An 18,364-nucleotide genomic window follows, 5' to 3' on the forward strand; every position below is an offset into this window, starting at 1 on the left:
CGCTACTTCATAAACCCAAACGCAACCCGAAGCTCTTTCACAAAGGCTTCGGGTTGTTCCCATGCGGCAAAGTGCCCGCCCTTCTCCGGCTCACCCCAATGCACCAGATTCGGGCAATGCCGCTCGAACCACTTTCGCGGTGCCGGGATAATCTCTTTGGGAAAAGCGCTCGCCCCAACCGGCAGCGGAATGTCCTTCGGCCCAAAGCTCCCGAAGCTTTCCCAGTAAAGCCGAGCCGATGAAGCGCCGCTCGACGTCAGCCAGTAAAGCATGATGTTATCGATCATATCGTCGCGGCGCAGCGCGTCCTCGGCCCTGCCCTCGTTGTCGGTCCAGGCCCACATCTTCTCATAGATCCAGCCCGCCAGCCCCACCGGCGAATCGACCAGCCCGTATCCCACGGTTTGCGGTCGCGTGGATTGCTCCTTGGAGTAACCCGAATCCCAATCTTGATAGCGCTGCATCTTCATCAGGGCCTGCGCCTCATCCGGTGCCGGACCAGCCATATCTTCGGGCAATGGCCGTGCGATGGGCATGTTGAGGTGAATGCCCGCACAGCCTTCTATCTGCTGCACGGCAATCGCAGTCGTCACCGCCGAACCCCAGTCTCCCCCTTGTGCAAACCAGCGCGAATAGCCGAGCCGCCGCATCAGTTCGCCCCAGCTCTGCGCAATCTTCTCAACGCTCCAGCCCTTCACCGCAGGCTTTCCTGAAAAGCCATAACCCGGCAGGCACGGGATCACGACATGAAACGCATCCGCTGCCGTGCCGCCATGCTCTTCAGGGTTCGTCAGGGGTGCAATGCAGCGGCGGAATTCAAGGATTGAACCTGGCCAGCCATGTGTCAGGATCAGCGCCCTCGCCTCTGCGTGCGGTGATCGCACATGCAGGAACCGGATTGCCACGCCGTCGATCTCGGTTTCGAACATGCCCCAGTCGTTCAACAACTTCTGGCAAGCATACCAGTCATAATCATTGCGCCAGTAGCCCACAAAGTCCTGCAACGCCGCCAGCGGCACGCCCTGCGACCAATCGTCCACCGTCTCCCTCTCTGGCCAGCGCGCCATGTCGATCCGGCGGTGCAGATCGTCGATATCCGACTGGGGAATATCCACCACAAACGGGGCAACGGTCATGCAGCATCTCTCCCATTTCGTTTGCAAACATTCTGGACAAGTGCGCTGCAAATCACCATAGGCTTCCTGCATGACCGCTCGACTGGACCTTACCCTGCGACTTATCCGCCCTTGGGCGTGAGCTGACGTGTCGGTCCGTCCCGGCGCGCACGGCGCTCAGGGGATGAAGAACCAGAACCGGCAAAATCCAGATATTTCGAGTGCAATCACATGACCATGCTCAAGAACCCTTCGGTAAAGTACCGTCCGTTCCCTCAGATCGACCTGCCGAACCGCCAGTGGCCCAACCAGACGATCACCAAGGCCCCGCGCTGGCTCTCCACCGATATGCGCGATGGCAACCAGTCGCTGATCGATCCGATGGACGCCGACAAGAAAAGCCGCTTCTTCGATCTGCTGCTGAAGGTTGGCCTCAAGGAAATTGAAGTCGGCTTCCCCTCGGCTGGTGCCACCGAGTACGATTTCATTCGCGGACTCGTCGACGCCGGGCGTATTCCCGATGACGTGTTCGTGCAGGTGCTCACCCAGTCGCGCGAAGATCTGATCAAGACCTCGTTCGAAAGCCTCGCCGGAGCCAAACAGGCCATCGTCCACGTCTACAACGCGGTATCGCCGCTTTGGCGGCAGGTCGTGTTCGGCATGGACCGCAAGGACGTGCGCGATATCGCCGTCGCTGGCGCAAAGTTCCTACGCGATCAGGCTGCGCGCTTCCCGCAGACCGACTGGCATTTTGAATATAGCCCGGAAACCTTCTCCACCGCCGAACTCGATTTCAGCATCGAATGCTGCGAAGCGGTGATGGAAGTTCTCCAGCCCACCACTGAAAAGCCGATCATCCTAAACCTGCCCGCCACGATTGAGGCTGCAACGCCGAACATCTATGCGGACCAGATCGAATATTTCTGCCGCAACCTCCCCAATCGCGATCGTGCGGTGATCAGCCTGCACACCCACAACGATCGTGGCACTGGCGTTGCTGCTGCCGAACTCGGCCTGATGGCAGGCGCAGATCGCGTTGAAGGTTGCCTGTTCGGTAACGGTGAGCGCACGGGCAACTGCTGCCTCGTCACAGTCGGCCTGAACTTGTACACACAAGGCGTTGATCCTGAACTGGATTTCTCCGACATTGATGAAGTGATCCAGACGGTCGAATACTGCAACCAGTTGCCCGTCCACCCGCGCCATCCCTATGGTGGCGAGTTGGTCTTCACGGCGTTTTCGGGCAGCCATCAGGACGCGATCAAGAAGGGCTTCGCCGCGCAGGAACAGCGCAATGACGAACTCTGGGCGATCCCCTACCTGCCCATTGATCCCGCCGATCTGGGCCGCAGCTACGAAGCCGTGATCCGCGTCAATTCGCAGTCGGGCAAAGGCGGCTTTGCGTGGGTGCTGGAACAGGATCAGGGCCTCAAGCTGCCCAAGAAGATGCAGGCTCACTTCTCCCGCCATGTGCAGGAACTGGCCGACGAACTGGGCCGCGAACTGCAGGCGGGCGATATCTGGGGCGTCTTCCGCAAGGCCTATCGCCTCGATGCGCCGCAGCACCTGCAACTGGTCGATTACGAAGAGACGCGCGGCCCCGATGGCACACGCATCTTTGCGGGCAAGATCGAAGTCGATGGCAAAGTGCAGACCGTTTCCGGTCGCGGCAACGGCCTGATTTCCTCGGTCGTCGCCACGCTCAAGGACGGCTTCGGCGTCGATATCGATATTACCGACTATTCAGAACACGCGATGGGCGCTGGTAGCAACGCCCGCGCTGCCGCCTATGTCGAATGCAAGACTGCCGATGGCCGCACGATCTGGGGCGTCGGCATCGATGAAGACGTTGCGACGGCATCGGTCCGTGCCGTGCTTAGCGCAGCCAATGCGGTGAACTGATCAGGTTACGGGCGGTTCACGTGGACCGCCCGTTCAACCGATCGCTTAAATCGCACTTGCGGTCATTAATCGATCCGCCATAGTCCCGCAGCGCCCGCCAGAGGCGCGCAATAGGGACAGGACATGGCCGAAGAAGCGATTCTCGAACCCGATCTGCCGATTATCGATCCGCACCACCATTTGTGGGATCTACGCCCGCTGATCGGTGCCTTTCCGCAGCCGCGCCATCCCTTCCTCGAAGCGCTGACCCATTCGGCCTATTACACGTTCGATCAACTGCTTGCCGATGCGCGTGGCGGGCACCACATCATCGGCACCGTCTTTATGGAATGCGGTGCATTCTACCGCGCTGATGCCGATCAGGCGATGAAGCCAGTGGGCGAAGTCGAATATGTGAATGGCGTCGCCGCGCAGGGTGCCAGCGGCCTCTACGGCGATTTCCGCCCCTGCGCCGCCATCATCGGCCACGCCGACCTTACGCTGGGTGATGGGGCAAGACCAGTGCTGGAAGTCTTGGCGCAGGCCGGCAACGGTCGCTTTCGCGGCATTCGCCATCAAGGCGCATGGGATGCCGATCCCGACCTTCTCGGCCCGGCCTTCCACACCCCTGCCCGCGTCTATCACGCAGACGAATTTCGCAAAGGTTTCAAACACCTTGGCGAAATGGGCCTGACCTTCGATGCCTGGGTACTCGAACCACAACTGCCCGATGTTCTCGATCTCGCCCGCGCGTTTCCCGATCAGCCGATGTGCCTGGATCACTGCGGAACCCCGCTTGGCAGCGGCAGCTATCATGGCAAGTTGCACGAACGCTTTGATATCTGGCGCGAAAACATCCGCGCCATCGCACAATGCCCAAATGTGAACATCAAGCTCGGCGGCCTCGCGATGGCGTTCTGCGGGCTTCCCGAACAGGGTCCGATGGCGGGCCTTTCGTCCGAGACGCTGGCGGCAATGTGGCGGCCCTATATCGAAACCTGCATCGAAGCCTTCGGCCCGGACCGCGCCATGTTTGAAAGCAACTACCCGGTGGACAAATGGGGCGCGAGTTACAACACGCTGTGGAACGCCTTCAAACGTTTGGCCCACGGCGCGTCAGACTCTGAAAAGAAAGCACTTTTCGCAGGAACGGCAGCGCGGTTCTACGGCATCGAACATTCGCTTTCCTGAACCCCTTTGACAAGCGCGGCGGCTTGGCATAGCGATTTAATCAAGCAATTAAATTCAGATAAGAGGACCGGAACCGGATGTCTCAGGCCCCACGTTCATTGCCACCGCTGTTCGCCAACCTGCGCCTGCCTGTCATCGCTTCACCGCTGTTCATCATTTCCTGCCCGGAACTGGTGATCGCGCAGTGCAAGTCCGGGATTGTCGGCTCTTTCCCGTCGCTTAATGCCCGCCCGATCAGCCAGTTGGACGAATGGCTGCACCAGATCACGGAAGAATTGGCCGCACACAATCGCGCCAACCCCGACCGCCCCGCCGCGCCCTTTGCGGTCAACCAGATCGTGCATAAGACCAACAACCGCCTGGACGAAGACATGGCGCTTTGCGCCAAATGGCAGGTGCCGATGCTGATCACCTCGCTTGGCGCGCGCGAGGATGTCTACAATGCAGCCCATAGCTGGGGCGGAATCGTGCTGCACGATGTGATTAACGATCGCTTCGCCCGCAAGGCGATTGAAAAGGGCGCGGACGGCCTGATTCCGGTGGCTGCAGGCGCAGGCGGCCACGCCGGGGCGCAATCGCCGTTCGCCTTGATGCAGGAAATCCGCGAATGGTTCAACGGCCTCGTTGCCCTGTCTGGCGCGATTGCACACGGACGATCTGTCCTTGCAGCTCAAGCACTTGGAGCCGACTTCGCATATATCGGTTCAGCATGGATCGCGACCGAGGAAGCCAACGCCAACGCCGCCTACAAGCAATCCATCGTCGATAGCCGCGCCGACGATATCGTCTATTCCAACCTCTTCACAGGCGTCCACGGCAACTACCTGCGCTCCTCCATTGTCAACGCCGGGCTTGACCCGGACAACCTGCCCGTGAGCGACCCCAGCGCGATGAACTTCGGGTCGGGCGGCAACACCGAAGCGAAGGCGTGGAAGGATATCTGGGGGTCTGGTCAGGGGATCGGCGCGATCAGCGCGGTCGAACCGGTCGCTGTCAGGGTCGATAGACTGGAAGCGCAGTACCGGGATGCCGCAGCGGCGCTTTCGGGCAGTTCTGCACCCTTCCTACGGTAGGTTGCGTGCGATTAGGTGCATTTAGGTGCACTTCAGGCCGCGTGCTGCACCCCGCTGGTTTCAGACCAGAAAAGATCAGTCATTTCATCAAGATGGCTGAAATCCAGGGCCGGGTCACGGGTGTTTAACGGCACCCGCGACCATGTGCGCGGATCAAGGAAGCGTCTGCGCAGCGCACGCTGCAAAAGATCGAACCGCATCAGCGCCACATAGTCGGCCTCGGCACCCTTGCGCCGGTCGCGCGACCAGTCAGCCTCGATCTGGCCGATGCGTTCGATCACCAGTTCGTTGTACGCGCGATGCGGGCCGCGATGGAGCGGCAGTCCGATGCGCCGGGCCACCTGTTCACAACCCGGCAGCAACTGGCCGTTGCGGCGGAAATCGTGGATGCCAAGTCGCTCCACCCCCAATTGCGACACGAATTGGGTCAGTGCGGCAACGTGCAAGATTTGCCGGGGCACAAGATGATGACGCTGCAGCTGCGGCGCATAGCCCGGCTTTCCGGGAACATTGACGCTCCCGAAGGGCAGCTTGCGCCGCTTATGCCTGGAAAGATCGAAGCTCAGTCGCACCGGGCAAGGATACGACCGCCAGTGTCCACCTCAAGAAGGACTGCTCCCGTTCCGGCAAGAACTGCCTCCGTAGGACTACTTATAGGTCCGTGCGCCACAAGCCAGTCAATCAGCCGAATTGCCACGCGGGGAAGCTGTCCGGCATTTTCCGGCGCCGCAGATTGGAGCAAAAATTCTTGTTCTATGAAGAAGTTAAGACCAGTGCTCTGCAAACCAACTTCTGCATTGCCATGCAACGCGACGAAAGCCGGTGCGGGAAACGGCCCCCCCTCCAACCACGGCAACACTGCCCTTTCGAAGAGGTCCACCCTTATCAAAAGTTTGGCTGGAAGCCATGCGATGGCCTTCGCCGGGCCGATTCGCGCCAGATCGAGCAGCAGATTCGTTGCCACGCGAATCACCGGCAGCAGGCGCTGCGCGCCAGCCAGATGCGGCCCTGGTGCCAGTGAGAGGCTTGCCAGCCCATCCAGTTCCGCAGGACTGATGCCGACCCCGGCGTTGACCGATGGCGCGGTCTGCGCCGGACCACCGGCAAGGCCGTTAATATCAAACGTCAGCCCATCGCGCAGGACTTCTGCCCAGCCTTCGACCGCATCATCGGGAGCGTGCGAAACCGAAAAGCCTGATCCGCGCAGCGATTCAGCTTCGAGATCAGACAAGGCCGGCAGGTCCGACGGATCGAGCAGAATCGCAGCAAGGGGCGCACAGTTCATCGGTCGGTCACTGGCGTCAGACCGGTCACTGGCGTCCACGAGCGTCCCTTTTCACAGCATTCCCATTTGTCACATGCAAGACCGGCTTCGAGTCTGGCTATCGCAGTATGCTTCGCGATGGACCTTATAGGCACGAAAGGTCAAAAAACTCCCAGATTGAGCGCAGTTGAAAACGCCTGTCCCAGATCGTGACATCTTTGCAATTGATCGGGTGAGAGCCGCTTGGCGCCAAGGATTTCGTTGGGCGTCTGCGCCTTGGTGCAAATGATCAGCGGTTCCGCCACGCGCCGCAGACGCCATCCGGTAACGATCCGGTCGATCTGCCGCTCTGCCCCGGTTCCATCCGAACCGGCGGCGATCATCGTGGCATAGGGTCGCCCTTCAATCAGCCCAAGCACAGGATAATAGCAACGGTCGAAAAACTCCTTCATCGCGCCGGTCATGCTGCCAAGGTTTTCGGGACAGCAGAAAACATAGCCGCCTGCCGCCAGCAGATCGGCAGGCGTGACGTTCTCGGCAGGTAACAATGTGCACGGCGCAGCGGACGATGCGCCTTCGCCCGCCGCATCCGCCATCGCGCGCGCCGCACCGGTGCGGCTGTGCCAGATGATGAGAAGCCCCTCCCCCATTCCTATGTCAGCAACCATCCCCACCCGCGCCCGGCACGCCCAGCGCTCCGGCCACGGCACCGCCCAACAAGCCACCCAGCCCCTTTTTCTTGGGCTTGCAAGCAGGTGCTGGCTGTTGCGCCCCGGCTGCGGCAGACGCACCGAAACCCTCCATCCCGACAAGGAAGCCGGTGGTGGAGCGATGGCGGATGCGCGCCGTCCATTCCGGCACCCATTTCACTTTGGGATCAGCAGGGCGCGGTGGATAGGCGAACGATTCCTCCGGCCCATAAGCATGCAGCGTACCGAACATGAAATCGGGCGCGGCGGCCTTTACCTCGGCCGGGACAGTGCAGGTGGTGGTCTGTGGAGACAGCACGGTCTTGTCATTGACCAGCTTTGCCACGGTGGCAGGCGCCAACCAGTCGGCCAGACCGCCGCCGAACTGGCGGCTCGCGCTGGACGACCACCAGACGACATCCGACATTTCGCCGCCTTGGCCCGATTGCTTGCCGCCGATCATCATCGCGTAATAGCCGGTTGCATCGGCCACCGCGCCCCAGCGGAGCAGCGTGGAACCGCTGGGCTGCAAAGCGTTCGAGGCATTGAGCGGAGCCATGAAATCCTTGGCCAGCGTAAAGGCCATGTCCGGCGAATAGTTGCCCGCCACCCGGTGTGCACCGATCAGCGATGAATCGGGCTTGGCCGATTTGCCGTCTTCGCCGGGCCAATAGCCGTATGTCTTGCTGGATGATGGCGAAACCCAGCGGTCCATCGGCACGGCGGTGGTAAACAGGCCGGCAGGCACCTGCCCCGCCGCCAGCTTGCTGAAATCGATGACCACGGGCTGCCCTTTGGGCGCGTGTTCACCGCAACCCCAGAAGATCAGCATCCGGCCCTTCGGACGCTGAAAATCAGCTTCACCGGGATCACGCTTCGCGGCTTGCGGCGTGCGCAGCAGCACCGATTTTCCCAGCTTTGCGCCTGCTGGCATGAAATGTTCGGCCTTGGGCTTGCCATCGGCAGCGGCACGGGACGAACCGAGATCGAGCCAGAGCATGTGCTGCGCCTTGGGCGTACCGCCAAAGGCCATCGACATGGCCGCGCCCATGCCGCCGCCACCCGCCATGCCGCCAAGGCCAGACATCGTTTCGGCCCGCATCTCGTATCGTGCCACAGGCACTGCCGCCTGTTGGGCCAGAACCGTTGCCGCTATGGTGCAAAGGGCAGTGCCCCCCACCATGACCGGAATCGCAAACCTGCGCATCGCGTGGATCCTCCTGAAAGCGCCACGAAGCGCGGCGCGGACCGATGCAACCCTATGCCGTGGCTCGCTGTCATTGCGCGTGCGCAAGAGCACAGCCTTTCCGAGCCTCGTCCGATGCTATAGCGCAGCGCCATGATTCCCGTAACGGCGATAACGCACTCTTTTTCCGGTCAGGCTTGGCGCTGGCGCGGCGGCAACATGGATCTCGGCCAAGGGAACGGGACCGGCGACGATATCGTCACGCAGCTCCTGCTTTCGCGCGGGGTAGAGCGCGACGATCTTGATCGTCACCGCCGCCCGACCCTGCGCGATTTCCTGCCCGATCCTTCGATCTTCCGCGATATGGACAGCGCCGCCATCCGCCTGAGCGATGCCATCGAGCAGGCCGAGCGTATCACGATCTATGGCGATTATGACGTGGACGGCGCGACCAGCGCCGCGCTTCTGGTGCGGCTGTTGCGAACGATGGGGGTGACAGCAGGGCATTACATCCCCGACCGCCTTCTGGAAGGGTATGGCCCATCGGGCGAAGCGCTGGTGCGATTGGCACGGGATGGGTCGCAACTGATCGTGACGGTCGATTGCGGCGCGATGGCGCATGAGGCGCTGGCGATGGCCGCTGCCGAGGGTGTGGACGTTATCGTGGTAGACCACCACAAATGTTCGTCTGAACTGCCGCAGGCCACTGCGCTGGTGAACCCCAACCGGCTTGACGAATGTGACGAGGCCGCGTCGCACGGGCACCTTGCTGCGGTGGGCGTGGCCTTTCTGCTGGCCATTGCGACTGTGCGCGAATTGCGCGGGCGCGGCTGGTTCGAGCGCGTGGGGCGCAAGGCCCCCGATCTGATGAATCTGCTCGATCTGGTAGCACTGGGCACTGTGGCCGACGTTGCGCAGCTGCGCGGCCTGAACCGCGCGCTGGTTTCGCAGGGTCTGAAAATCATGGCACGGCGGGAGAACGTGGGCCTTTCCGCATTGATCGACGCAAGCCGCCTGAACCGCGCGCCAACGTGCAGCGATCTGGGCTTTGCACTGGGACCACGCATCAACGCGGGTGGGCGCGTGGGTGAAGCGACGCTTGGCGTCAGACTTCTCACCACCGAAGACGCAGGTGAAGCGCGCGAGATTGCGGCGCAGCTATCACACCTGAACGAAGAGCGCCGCGCGATCGAACAGGAAGTGCAGGAAGCCGCCGAAGCGCAGATTGCCGCGCAGCACAATCGCGCGGTCATGGTCCTGGCAGGGCGCGGCTGGCATCCCGGCGTGATTGGTATCGTGGCGGGGCGCATCAAGGAAAAGACCGGGAAGCCCGCGCTGGTGATCGCACTCGATGCAGAAGATGCGGGCAACGGCAAGGGATCGGGCCGCTCCATCGCGGGTGTAGACCTTGGCGCAGCAATTATCGCCGCACGTGAAGCCGGTCTGTTGGTGGCAGGCGGCGGTCACGCGATGGCTTGCGGGCTGACCATCGAGCCTGACCGAGTCGACGCGCTGGCAGACTGGCTGGATGAACGGCTTGCGCGCGAAGTGGGCGGCGCACGCGCCACGCAATCGCTGCTTCTAGATATCTCGCTCAGCCCCGGGGGCCTGACACCGGAGCTGGTAGAGACGCTGGAGGCAGCAGGCCCCTTTGGCGTGGGCTGGCCGGGGCCGCGCGTGGCCGTGGGACCGGTGCGGCTGGTCAAATGCGATCTGGTGGGCGCCGATCACGTGCGCATGGTTGCAGCGGGCGCGGACGGTCGTTCGTTCAAGGCCATCGCCTTTCGCGCGGCGCATAGCGAGATGGGCCAGGCCTTGCTGCACGGTTCACGCGGGCGGCAGTTCTGGCTGGCAGGGCGTGCAAAAATCGATGATTGGGGTAGCCGTCCGGCCGCCGAACTCCATGTAGAGGATGCCGCTTTTGCCGATTGAAACTTTTCTGCAATTCGCTGCTTGACGCCCCGCAATGATCCCCTTAGAGGCGCGGACCTGCCCAGCGGCGCAAGCCCAGTGGCCCCTTCGTCTAGCGGTTAGGACGCGGCCCTTTCACGGCTGAAACACGGGTTCGATTCCCGTAGGGGTCACCACTTGCTTCTTCCTGAAAGGACCGAAGCAACGGTGCAGAAATTGCCCTCCTGTAACGAGGGTCATGGCACAAGGCCCCTTCGTCTAGCGGTTAGGACGCGGCCCTTTCACGGCTGAAACACGGGTTCGATTCCCGTAGGGGTCACCATCCTTCCACCCGAAAAATACGTGACAAGGCGGCTTGAAACCTGCGCGCCTCCCGCGCACTAGGCTGGGCCATGCGGATCGCCCCATGCGGATAGCCATCGTCGATGAAAGCGCCAGTCGCGCGGCTGTGATCCGCGAAGGGCTGGCCGCGCTTGATGACTGCGAGATTTTCGTGGTGACCGAACGGCGCGGCCTGGTTGCCCGCATTGGCGAGATCGCGCCCGATATCGTGCTGATGGACCTCGGCAACCCCTCGCGCGACGTGTTGGAAGAATACTTCGCCGTCAGTCGCGTGCTGGGCCGCCCGATTGCCATGTTCGTGGATGAAAGCGACGAGGAATCGATCGCCGCCTCGGTCGATGCCGGGGTTTCGTCCTATGTTGTCGATGGACTTGCCCCGCATCGCATCCGCCCGATTCTCGATCTCGCGGTGCGCCGCTTCAATGCCTTTGCCCGCCTGCAGAACGATCTGGCCGAAGCAAAAGGCAAGCTGGCCGACCGCGAAGTGGTGGACAAGGCCAAGCGCATCCTGATGGACAGCCGGTGCCTTACCGAACCGCAGGCCTATGCAGAACTGCGCAAGACCGCGATGAATCAGGGCAAGCGCATTGCCGACATTGCCGAAGCGGTCGTTACCGCGCACCAGTTGATGGGAGGGAAATGATGGCGTCCGAAGCCGTGCGGGGCGAACTGACCATCGGGTTTCTGCCACTGGTCGATGCCTGTCTGCCGATCCTTGCCCGCGAACATGGCTTTGCCGAAGCCCAAGGCCTGTCCCTGCGGCTTGTCCGCGACATGAGCTGGGCGACCGTGCTGGACCGCCTGCTTTATGGGCATAGCGACGCGGCGCACATGGTCGCCCCGCTGGCTATTGGCACCACGCTGGGGCGTGGCCGTCCGGCGCAACCGCTGTCGGTCCCATTCGTGCTGGGGCTGAACGGCAATGCAATCACGATGCGGCCCGATCTGGCGCGCACGACCAATCCCGCTGGCGGATTGGGTGATCCTGCGACGGTTGGTGCAGCGCTGAAAGCCCATATCGTTGCGACCGGACAGAAGTTGCGCTTCGGCGTGGTTCACCGCTATTCCAGCCACAACTACATGCTGCGCTATTGGCTGGCCGCCTGCGGCATTCGCCCGGACGAGGATGTCGAGATCACGACCGTCGCCCCGCCCTTCTGCGCCGATGCGCTGGAGTATGGCGAGGTTGACGCGATCTGCGTGGGCGAACCGTGGAACAGCGTGGCCGTGGAACGCGGTGCGGGCGAAATCGTTCTGGTCACCGCGCAAATCTGGCGGCGCGGCGTGGAAAAGGTGCTCGCGTTTCGCGAACCGGTGCTGGAGGATCGCCGCGACGAAGTGGAAGCGCTGGTCCGCGCGCTGCGTATGGCGGGCGCGCATTTCGTCGATCCCGCCAATCTTGAAACCAACGCTGCAATTCTTGCCCGCGCCGAATATCTCGATGGCGATGCCACGCTGATTCGCCGCGCCATTTCCGACCGGCTGCTGCTGCGGCGCGGCGGCGAACTGTTGCACTATCCCGATTTCATGTTCCAGCACCGCGAAGCGGCGAACTTCCCGTGGGTGAGCCAGGCCGAATGGCTCTACAGCCAGATGGTCCGGTGGGATGGTTTGCCCTTCGATTCTGCGGATGCGGCAAAAGCGGCGCACGTTTTCCGCCCCGATGTTTACCGCAGCGCACTATTGGGAACTGCTGACCCCCTGCCGGGTGCTAGTTCAAAGGTGGAAGGCAGCCTTGCCGGGCCGACGTCAATATCGATGCAACAGGGCATTATTACGCTGGAAAACAACAGCTTCTTTGATGGGAAGGCGTTTGACCCACTGTTGCTGGAATCCTACATCGCTGGGCAGCGTCAGGCATAAAATTCTATTGCAGCGCAAAAAACACTTGCCGGAAGCGGTACGAATCACATAGCTTTCATCCCAAGCCGAACGGTGCCGCCCAAGGATGGTCGGGAATATCACCGCTCGGACCAGCAATTTCATCGCGTGGCAACGTCGCCGCCCAGACCTCCCCTTTCGGGATGCGTTCGGGCGGCTTTTTTGTGTTTGCCACGCCGCTTTCGAGGGGTGGTCGAAATGAACGGACGGAACACATTTGGTCGGCGCAACGTGGTTGCGGCCTTGCTCGCCGGGATCGCTCTGGCAAGCTGCGGCAAAAGCGGCAATGCCCCGGAAAAGCCCGCAGCTTCGGCCAATGGGATTGAAAAGCCCGCTTTAAAGCTCGGCTTCATCAAGCTGACCGATATGGCCCCTCTAGCCATTGCGCAGGAAAAGGGGTTCTTCCGCGAAGAGGGGCTGACCGTCACACTTGAACCGCAGGCCAACTGGAAAGTTCTGGTGGATGGCGTCAGCAGCGGTCAGCTTGACGGCGCGCACATGCTGGCAGGACAGGCAATTGCCACGGCTGCCGGATTTGGTGGCAAGGTTCCCCTTATAGCGCCGCTGAGCCTCGATCTTAACGGCAATGCCATCACAGTGTCGAACAAGGTGTGGAGCCAGATCGAACCGAAGCTGCCCAAGGGGCCGGACGGCAAGGTAACCCACCCGATTTCCGCCGCCGCGCTGAAAGACATGCCGCTGAAGTGGGGCATGGTTTTCCCAACCAGCCCGCACAATTATGAACTGCGCTATTGGCTGGCCGCTGGCGGCATCAACCCCGGCTTCTATCTGCCGGGTGACGTGGCTGGCACCACCTCTGCCCAGATGCAGCTTTCAGTCACCCCGCCGCCCCAGATGCCCTCCACGATGGAAGCCGGCACCATCGACGGCTATTCGGTGGGTGAACCGTGGAATCAGGCTGCGGTCAAAAAGAAGATCGGCGTCCCGGTCATCACCGATGCTGAAATTTTCCCGGGAAACCCCGAAAAGGTGCTCGGCCTGACCGCGGCCTTTGCCGAAAAGAACCCGAAGACGGTCAAGGCCCTGCTCCGCGCGCTGATCAAGGCGCAGCAGTGGCTTGATGCCGATAACGGTGCCAACCGCGCCGAGGCCGTAAAAATCCTCAGCCAATCGAACTATGTGGGTGCAGACGCCGATGTGCTGGCTGCGTCGATGACGGGCCAGTTCACCTTCGGCCCCGGCGACACCCGCCCCGCTCCCGGCTTCAACGTGTTCTTCAAGCAGAACGCCGGCTATCCGTTCTATTCGGACGCCGTGTGGTTCCTCACACAGATGCGCCGCTGGGGTCAGATCCCGGCGGACAAGACCGACCAATGGTATTTCGACACCGCCAAGGCCGTCTACAAGCCAGAGCTTTACATGGCCGCGGCCAGCGAACTGGCGGAACAGGGCGTCATTCCGAAGGATGCCGTGCCGCAGACCGATGGCTTCAAGCCCGAACAGTCCGGCTTCATCGATGGTCAGACCTTCAACGGCAAGCAGCCTAATGCCTATCTCGCCAAGTTCACCATCGGCCTGAAGCAGGGTCAGACGGTGACCCCAGCGGGCGTCAAGTAAACCAAGGATCAGACCGATGAACGCCGTTCCGCTTCGCAAGGACGAAATCTTCGCTACGACGTCCCCGGATCAGGATGAGGGGATCGCCCTCATCCCCGTAACGAAGGAAGACGCGCCCGTGACAACTGCCCCGAAGCTGCCCTTCGGCGTGAAGCTGCCCGATGCACGCAGTGCGTTCGAAGCGCTCTGGCCACCACTGGCGGGGATCGGCGGGTTCCTGGCACTCTGGGCCTTGGCGGCACCGATGGTGCAGACATCGCTCGGCGCATTGCCGGGGCCGGGCGATGTGTGGTCGGCGTTCATAGGGCTGATCGATGAATATCTGGCGGCGCGGGTGACGGCGGCAGACGCCGAAGCGGCGGGCTATGCCTTCACCGGCCCGCCGACGTTTATCGACCAGATCGTCACCAGCCTTGAAACCGTTGGCGCAGGCTTTCTTCTGGCCACGCTGGTCGCGGTGCCGCTCGGTCTTATGGCGGGCATGTCGAAGCGGGTGAACGCGGCGATCAACCCGTTGGTGCAGGTTATGCGCCCGGTCAGCCCGCTGGCATGGTTGCCCATCGTCACGATGGTCGTCTCTGCCTCGATGGTCAGCGATGATCCCACGCTGCCCAAGGCCTTCGTGATCTCGGCTGTGGTCGTCATGCTCTGCTCGCTCTGGCCCACGCTGATCAACACCGCCATCGGCACCGCCAGCATCGACAAGGATCTGATCGCCGTGGGCCGCGTGCTGCGGCTTGGCTGGTTCGCCCGCCTTACCCGCCTCGTCCTGCCTTCATCGCTGCCCTATATCTTCACCGGTATGCGGCTTTCGCTGGGCACCGGCTGGATGGTGCTGATTGCCGCAGAAATGCTCAGCCAGAACCCCGGCCTCGGCAAGTTCGTGTGGGATGAATTCCAGAACGGTTCGGAAAAGTCGCTGGCGCGCATCATGGTTGCCGTCGTGGTGATCGGCCTCATCGGCTTCGGCCTCGACCGGGTGATGATGGCGATGCAGTGCTTCGTCAGCCGAAACCGCACCGTCTGAGAAAGGGTAACGACATGGCCACGATCCTCTCTCTCAAAGGTCTTCGCAAAAGCTATACCGGCAAGGCGGGTGGCGTTTCGGAAGTTCTTGGCGGCATTGATCTGGATGTTGAGGAAGGCGAATTCATCGCCATCCTCGGTTTCTCGGGCGCAGGCAAGACCACGCTGATCTCGGCCATCGCCGGACTTGTCGAACCCGATGCAGGCGAGATCCTGCTGCGTGGCAAGGCGATTGATGGGCCAGACAAGGATCGCGGCCTCGTCTTCCAGTCCTATTCGCTGTTTCCCTGGCTGACGGTCGAACAGAACGTGGCGCTGGCGGTAGATGCTGTCCACAAGGATCGCAGCAAGGCGGATCGGGCGGCACTGGTGCGGCAGAAGGTCGAACTCGTTGGCCTCGGCCATGCGATGGATCGCAAGCCCGCGCAGCTTTCTGGTGGGATGCGCCAGCGCGTTTCGGTGGCCCGTGCCCTGGCGATGGAACCCGAAATTCTCCTTCTGGATGAACCACTTTCCGCGCTGGACGCCCTCACCCGCGCCAAGTTGCAGGATGAGATCGACCGCATCCGTGAAGAGGAAAAGCGCACGATCATCCTTGTCACCAACGACGTGGACGAAGCGCTGCTACTGGCAGACCGGGTGGCCGTGCTCACCCCTGCTCCTGCAGCGCGGATCGGCAGGATTTTCCCCGTCACCCTGCCCCGCCCGCGTGATCGGGAAGCCGTGAACGACAGTCCGGCCTTCCAGTCGCTGCGCACCGAAATCGTCAATTACCTTGGCGGTCTGGCGGGTGAAAAGGCGGCGCTTGGCAGTGACTTCGGCAATCTGCCCAATGTCACCCCGCTCGACCTTGCCCTGCCGCCAAAGGCCTATCAGGACGCGGCGAAGAAGGGCGCAACGCGGCGCTACATGGAGTTCTGGAAGCTCCATAAGGTCTACCCGACGCCCAAGGGTCCGTTGACCGTGGTTGAGGACTTCAACCTCTTGATGGACAAGGGAGAATTCATCTCGCTCATCGGGCATTCGGGTTGCGGCAAGTCCACCGTGCTGACGATGGCTGCCGGCCTGAACGAAATCAGCAAGGGCGGCATCATCCTCGACAACCGCGAGATCGACGTGGCGGGGCCGGACAAGGCGGTGGTGTTCCAATCGCCCAGCCTGATGCCGTGGCTTACCGCGCGGCAGAACGTGGCGCTGGGGGTGGAGCGTGTCTATCCGCACGCAACCCGTTCTGAACGGCGGGAAATCATTGACTACTACCTTGATCGCGTGGGCCTTGCCGATGCGAAGGACAAGATGGCGGCGGAAATGTCCAACGGGATGCGCCAGCGCGTCGGCATCGCCCGCGCCTTTGCGCTTTCCCCGCGTCTGCTGCTGCTCGACGAACCGTTCGGCATGCTGGACAGCCTGACGCGCTGGGATCTGCAGGACGTGCTGGTCGAAGTGTGGAACCGCACCAAAGTGACCGCCATCATGGTGACCCACGATGTCGACGAAGCGATCCTTCTGGCCGACCGTGTGGTGATGATGACCAATGGGCCGAACGCAACCATCGGCAAAGTGCTGAAGGTGGACCTTCCGCGCCCGCGTGACCGCAAAGAATTGCTAAAGCATCCAATGTTTTACGCTTATCGTCAGGAGGTCTTGCACTTCCTTGCCGAATACGATCACGGGCCGAAATCACACGCGGCCTGAAGTGCACCTAGATGCACCTAGAAACACCTAAGCGCTCTTAAAGCGCACGAGAGGATGCCTGATCGGCCCAATCATGGGGGTTCAGGGACTATGAAGAATACCACATTCGCGGCGACGCTCCTCGCGTCGTCGATCGCATTCGCACATCCGGCGCACGCCGGCGGGAAAACCGCTTTCGGTGATCCGATTCCGGTCGCCGATGGCCTGACGCTCGATCCGATCATCGACGCGCGCATTCGCTACGAAGGCGTCGATCAACCGACTGTCGACGCCGATGCGCTGACCGTGCGGTTGCGCACCGGACTGGAATTGAAGCACGCGCCTTCGCACCTTTCGGTGCTGGTGGAGGCCGAAGGCACGCTGGGATTGAACAACGAATACAATGCCTTCCCCTTCGCACTTCCGGGCAGCTCACAGCGCCGCCCGCAATTTGCAGTGGTGGCCGATGGCGAAAGCATCGATCTCAACCGTGCGCAGATCATGTACAAGGTGAAGAACTTTGCGCTGACCGTGGGGCGCCAGCGGATTAACCTTGATGATCAGCGCTTTGTCGGGTCCGTCGGCTGGCGGCAGAACGAACAGACGTTCGATGCCGTCCGCGCCGAGGCGACTATCGGGCCGGTCAGCTTCGACGGCACTTATGCAATCCAGCAGGATTCAATCTTCGGATCGGAAGCCGGGCCGCGCCGGTCGATGGACGGGGACTTCGTGTTCCTTGGCGCGAGCGCAAAGCTCGGACCGATGACCGCCAAGGCCTTCTCCTACATCCTTGATTATGATGAAGCTTTTGCCTTCGCCAACTCTTCGCAAACTTATGGCGCGCGTGTTTCGGGCAGCTTCCCGCTGTCGAAGGCAGTGAAGCTGAACGTTCTGGCCAGCTACGCCCGCCAGTCCGGCATCGGCAGCGCGCCGGTAGCCTATGACGCGGACTATGTGCTGGGTGAACTTGGGCTGGGTTATCAGGGCTTTACCCTGACCGGTGGTTACGAAAAGCTGGGCGCGGACAAGGCCGTGGGCAAATCGTTCCAGACACCGCTGGCCACGCTGCACAAGTTCAACGGCTGGGCCGACCTGTTTCTTACCACGCCGGGAAATGGGCTTGAGGACTATTACGTCACGCTGGCCAAGGTTTTCCCGAAAGTGAAGGCCGTTCAGGGCCTTAACGCCAATGTGACCTATCACGAATTCCGCAGCGATGTGGGCGGTGTGAAGTTCGGCACCGAATTGGACGCCAGCCTGGGTTTCAAGACCAAGAAGGTCGGCTGGCTGGTGAAATATGCCAACTACAACGCCAACAAGCTTGGCGTGGATCGCGAGATTCTGTGGTTGCAGGCTGAGGTGGCGTTTTGATTTGAGTGTGCTGCACTGCAAAATAACACTTGCAGTGCAGCGCCCGAATCGGTTAGCCAAGTGAACGAAGGCCGATGTGCCGCCCAAGGTCGGGCGATCCAGCGCAAAGCCTGAACAATCAACATCGCGTGGCAATGTCGCCGCCCAGACCTCCCTATCGGGATGCGTTCGGGCGGCTTTTT

The 18,364-nt window shown here is 61.7% G+C and carries 15 protein-coding genes and 2 tRNA genes; 12 read left to right on the top strand and 5 right to left on the bottom strand.

Going from position 1 to position 18,364, the window contains the following annotated elements; genetic code table 11:
• Positions 1-2: 2 nt before the first annotated feature.
• Complete coding sequence (locus tag HGI47_RS04405; protein ID WP_168851575.1) at positions 3-1,136, bottom strand: epoxide hydrolase family protein; 1,134 nt, start codon at positions 1,134-1,136, stop codon at positions 3-5.
• 210 nt (positions 1,137-1,346) lie between these two features.
• Here HGI47_RS04405 and leuA point away from each other — a divergent pair, with 210 nt between their 5' ends.
• The 3 genes from leuA (at position 1,347) to HGI47_RS04420 (ending at position 5,260) form a co-directional block, all read left to right on the top strand.
• On the top strand, positions 1,347-3,017 hold the full coding sequence (leuA, locus tag HGI47_RS04410) for a 2-isopropylmalate synthase (protein WP_168851576.1): 1,671 nt from the start codon (positions 1,347-1,349) through the stop codon (positions 3,015-3,017).
• A gap of 123 nt (positions 3,018-3,140) precedes the next feature.
• Positions 3,141-4,187 (top strand): amidohydrolase, encoded by a 1,047-nt coding sequence (locus HGI47_RS04415; RefSeq protein ID WP_168851577.1) that lies wholly within the window; start codon positions 3,141-3,143, stop codon positions 4,185-4,187.
• A 77-nt stretch (positions 4,188-4,264) separates the two neighbouring features.
• A complete protein-coding gene (locus HGI47_RS04420) occupies positions 4,265-5,260 on the top strand; it encodes a nitronate monooxygenase family protein (protein WP_168851578.1) in 996 nt (331 codons plus the stop codon).
• Positions 5,261-5,292: 32 nt separating this feature from the next.
• Here HGI47_RS04420 and HGI47_RS04425 read toward each other — a convergent pair whose 3' ends face one another.
• The 4 genes from HGI47_RS04425 to HGI47_RS04440 form a co-directional block, all read right to left on the bottom strand.
• Positions 5,293-5,832 (bottom strand): AHH domain-containing protein, encoded by a 540-nt coding sequence (locus tag HGI47_RS04425; protein WP_370521626.1) that lies wholly within the window; start codon positions 5,830-5,832, stop codon positions 5,293-5,295.
• Complete coding sequence (locus tag HGI47_RS04430; protein WP_168851579.1) at positions 5,823-6,584, bottom strand: hypothetical protein; 762 nt, start codon at positions 6,582-6,584, stop codon at positions 5,823-5,825. Before HGI47_RS04430 ends, HGI47_RS04425 begins: the two co-directional genes overlap by 10 nt.
• Before the next feature lie 101 nt (positions 6,585-6,685).
• Positions 6,686-7,192, bottom strand: coding sequence for a flavodoxin family protein (locus HGI47_RS04435; protein ID WP_240949977.1), 507 nt, complete (start codon positions 7,190-7,192; stop codon positions 6,686-6,688).
• Positions 7,182-8,420 carry a hypothetical protein gene (locus HGI47_RS04440; RefSeq protein WP_206065992.1) on the bottom strand — a complete coding sequence of 413 codons (1,239 nt, stop codon included), beginning with the start codon at positions 8,418-8,420 and terminating at the stop codon, positions 7,182-7,184. The genes HGI47_RS04435 and HGI47_RS04440 overlap by 11 nt, the downstream gene beginning before the upstream one ends.
• Before the next feature lie 132 nt (positions 8,421-8,552).
• Between HGI47_RS04440 and recJ the strand changes: the two genes are divergently transcribed.
• From recJ to HGI47_RS04485, 9 genes are all read left to right on the top strand, one after another.
• Positions 8,553-10,331, top strand: a complete 1,779-nt coding sequence (gene recJ / locus HGI47_RS04445) for a single-stranded-DNA-specific exonuclease RecJ (RefSeq protein WP_168851580.1) — start codon at positions 8,553-8,555, stop codon at positions 10,329-10,331.
• 80 nt (positions 10,332-10,411) lie between these two features.
• Positions 10,412-10,486: transfer RNA gene (locus tag HGI47_RS04450), tRNA-Glu, on the top strand.
• Positions 10,487-10,557: 71 nt separating this feature from the next.
• Positions 10,558-10,632, top strand: a tRNA-Glu gene (locus HGI47_RS04455).
• Positions 10,633-10,716: 84 nt separating this feature from the next.
• Positions 10,717-11,295, top strand: coding sequence for an ANTAR domain-containing response regulator (locus HGI47_RS04460; protein ID WP_168851581.1), 579 nt, complete (start codon positions 10,717-10,719; stop codon positions 11,293-11,295).
• A 14-nt stretch (positions 11,296-11,309) separates the two neighbouring features.
• On the top strand, positions 11,310-12,515 hold the full coding sequence (locus HGI47_RS04465; RefSeq protein WP_168851816.1) for an ABC transporter substrate-binding protein: 1,206 nt from the start codon (positions 11,310-11,312) through the stop codon (positions 12,513-12,515).
• A 216-nt stretch (positions 12,516-12,731) separates the two neighbouring features.
• Positions 12,732-14,111 (top strand): CmpA/NrtA family ABC transporter substrate-binding protein, encoded by a 1,380-nt coding sequence (locus HGI47_RS04470; RefSeq protein ID WP_168851582.1) that lies wholly within the window; start codon positions 12,732-12,734, stop codon positions 14,109-14,111.
• Between the two features lie 16 nt (positions 14,112-14,127).
• Entirely contained in the window at positions 14,128-15,138 is a 1,011-nt protein-coding gene (locus tag HGI47_RS04475; protein WP_168851583.1) for an ABC transporter permease, read from the top strand.
• A gap of 14 nt (positions 15,139-15,152) precedes the next feature.
• Positions 15,153-16,832 carry an ABC transporter ATP-binding protein gene (locus HGI47_RS04480; protein ID WP_168851584.1) on the top strand — a complete coding sequence of 560 codons (1,680 nt, stop codon included), beginning with the start codon at positions 15,153-15,155 and terminating at the stop codon, positions 16,830-16,832.
• 90 nt (positions 16,833-16,922) lie between these two features.
• Positions 16,923-18,182: an alginate export family protein gene (locus HGI47_RS04485; RefSeq protein ID WP_168851585.1), complete on the top strand. Its 1,260-nt coding sequence runs from the start codon at positions 16,923-16,925 to the stop codon at positions 18,180-18,182.
• Positions 18,183-18,364: the final 182 nt, after the last annotated feature.

It is taken from the genome of Novosphingobium sp. ERN07 (assembly GCF_012641335.1).
In the GTDB taxonomy this organism is placed as follows: domain Bacteria; phylum Pseudomonadota; class Alphaproteobacteria; order Sphingomonadales; family Sphingomonadaceae; genus Novosphingobium.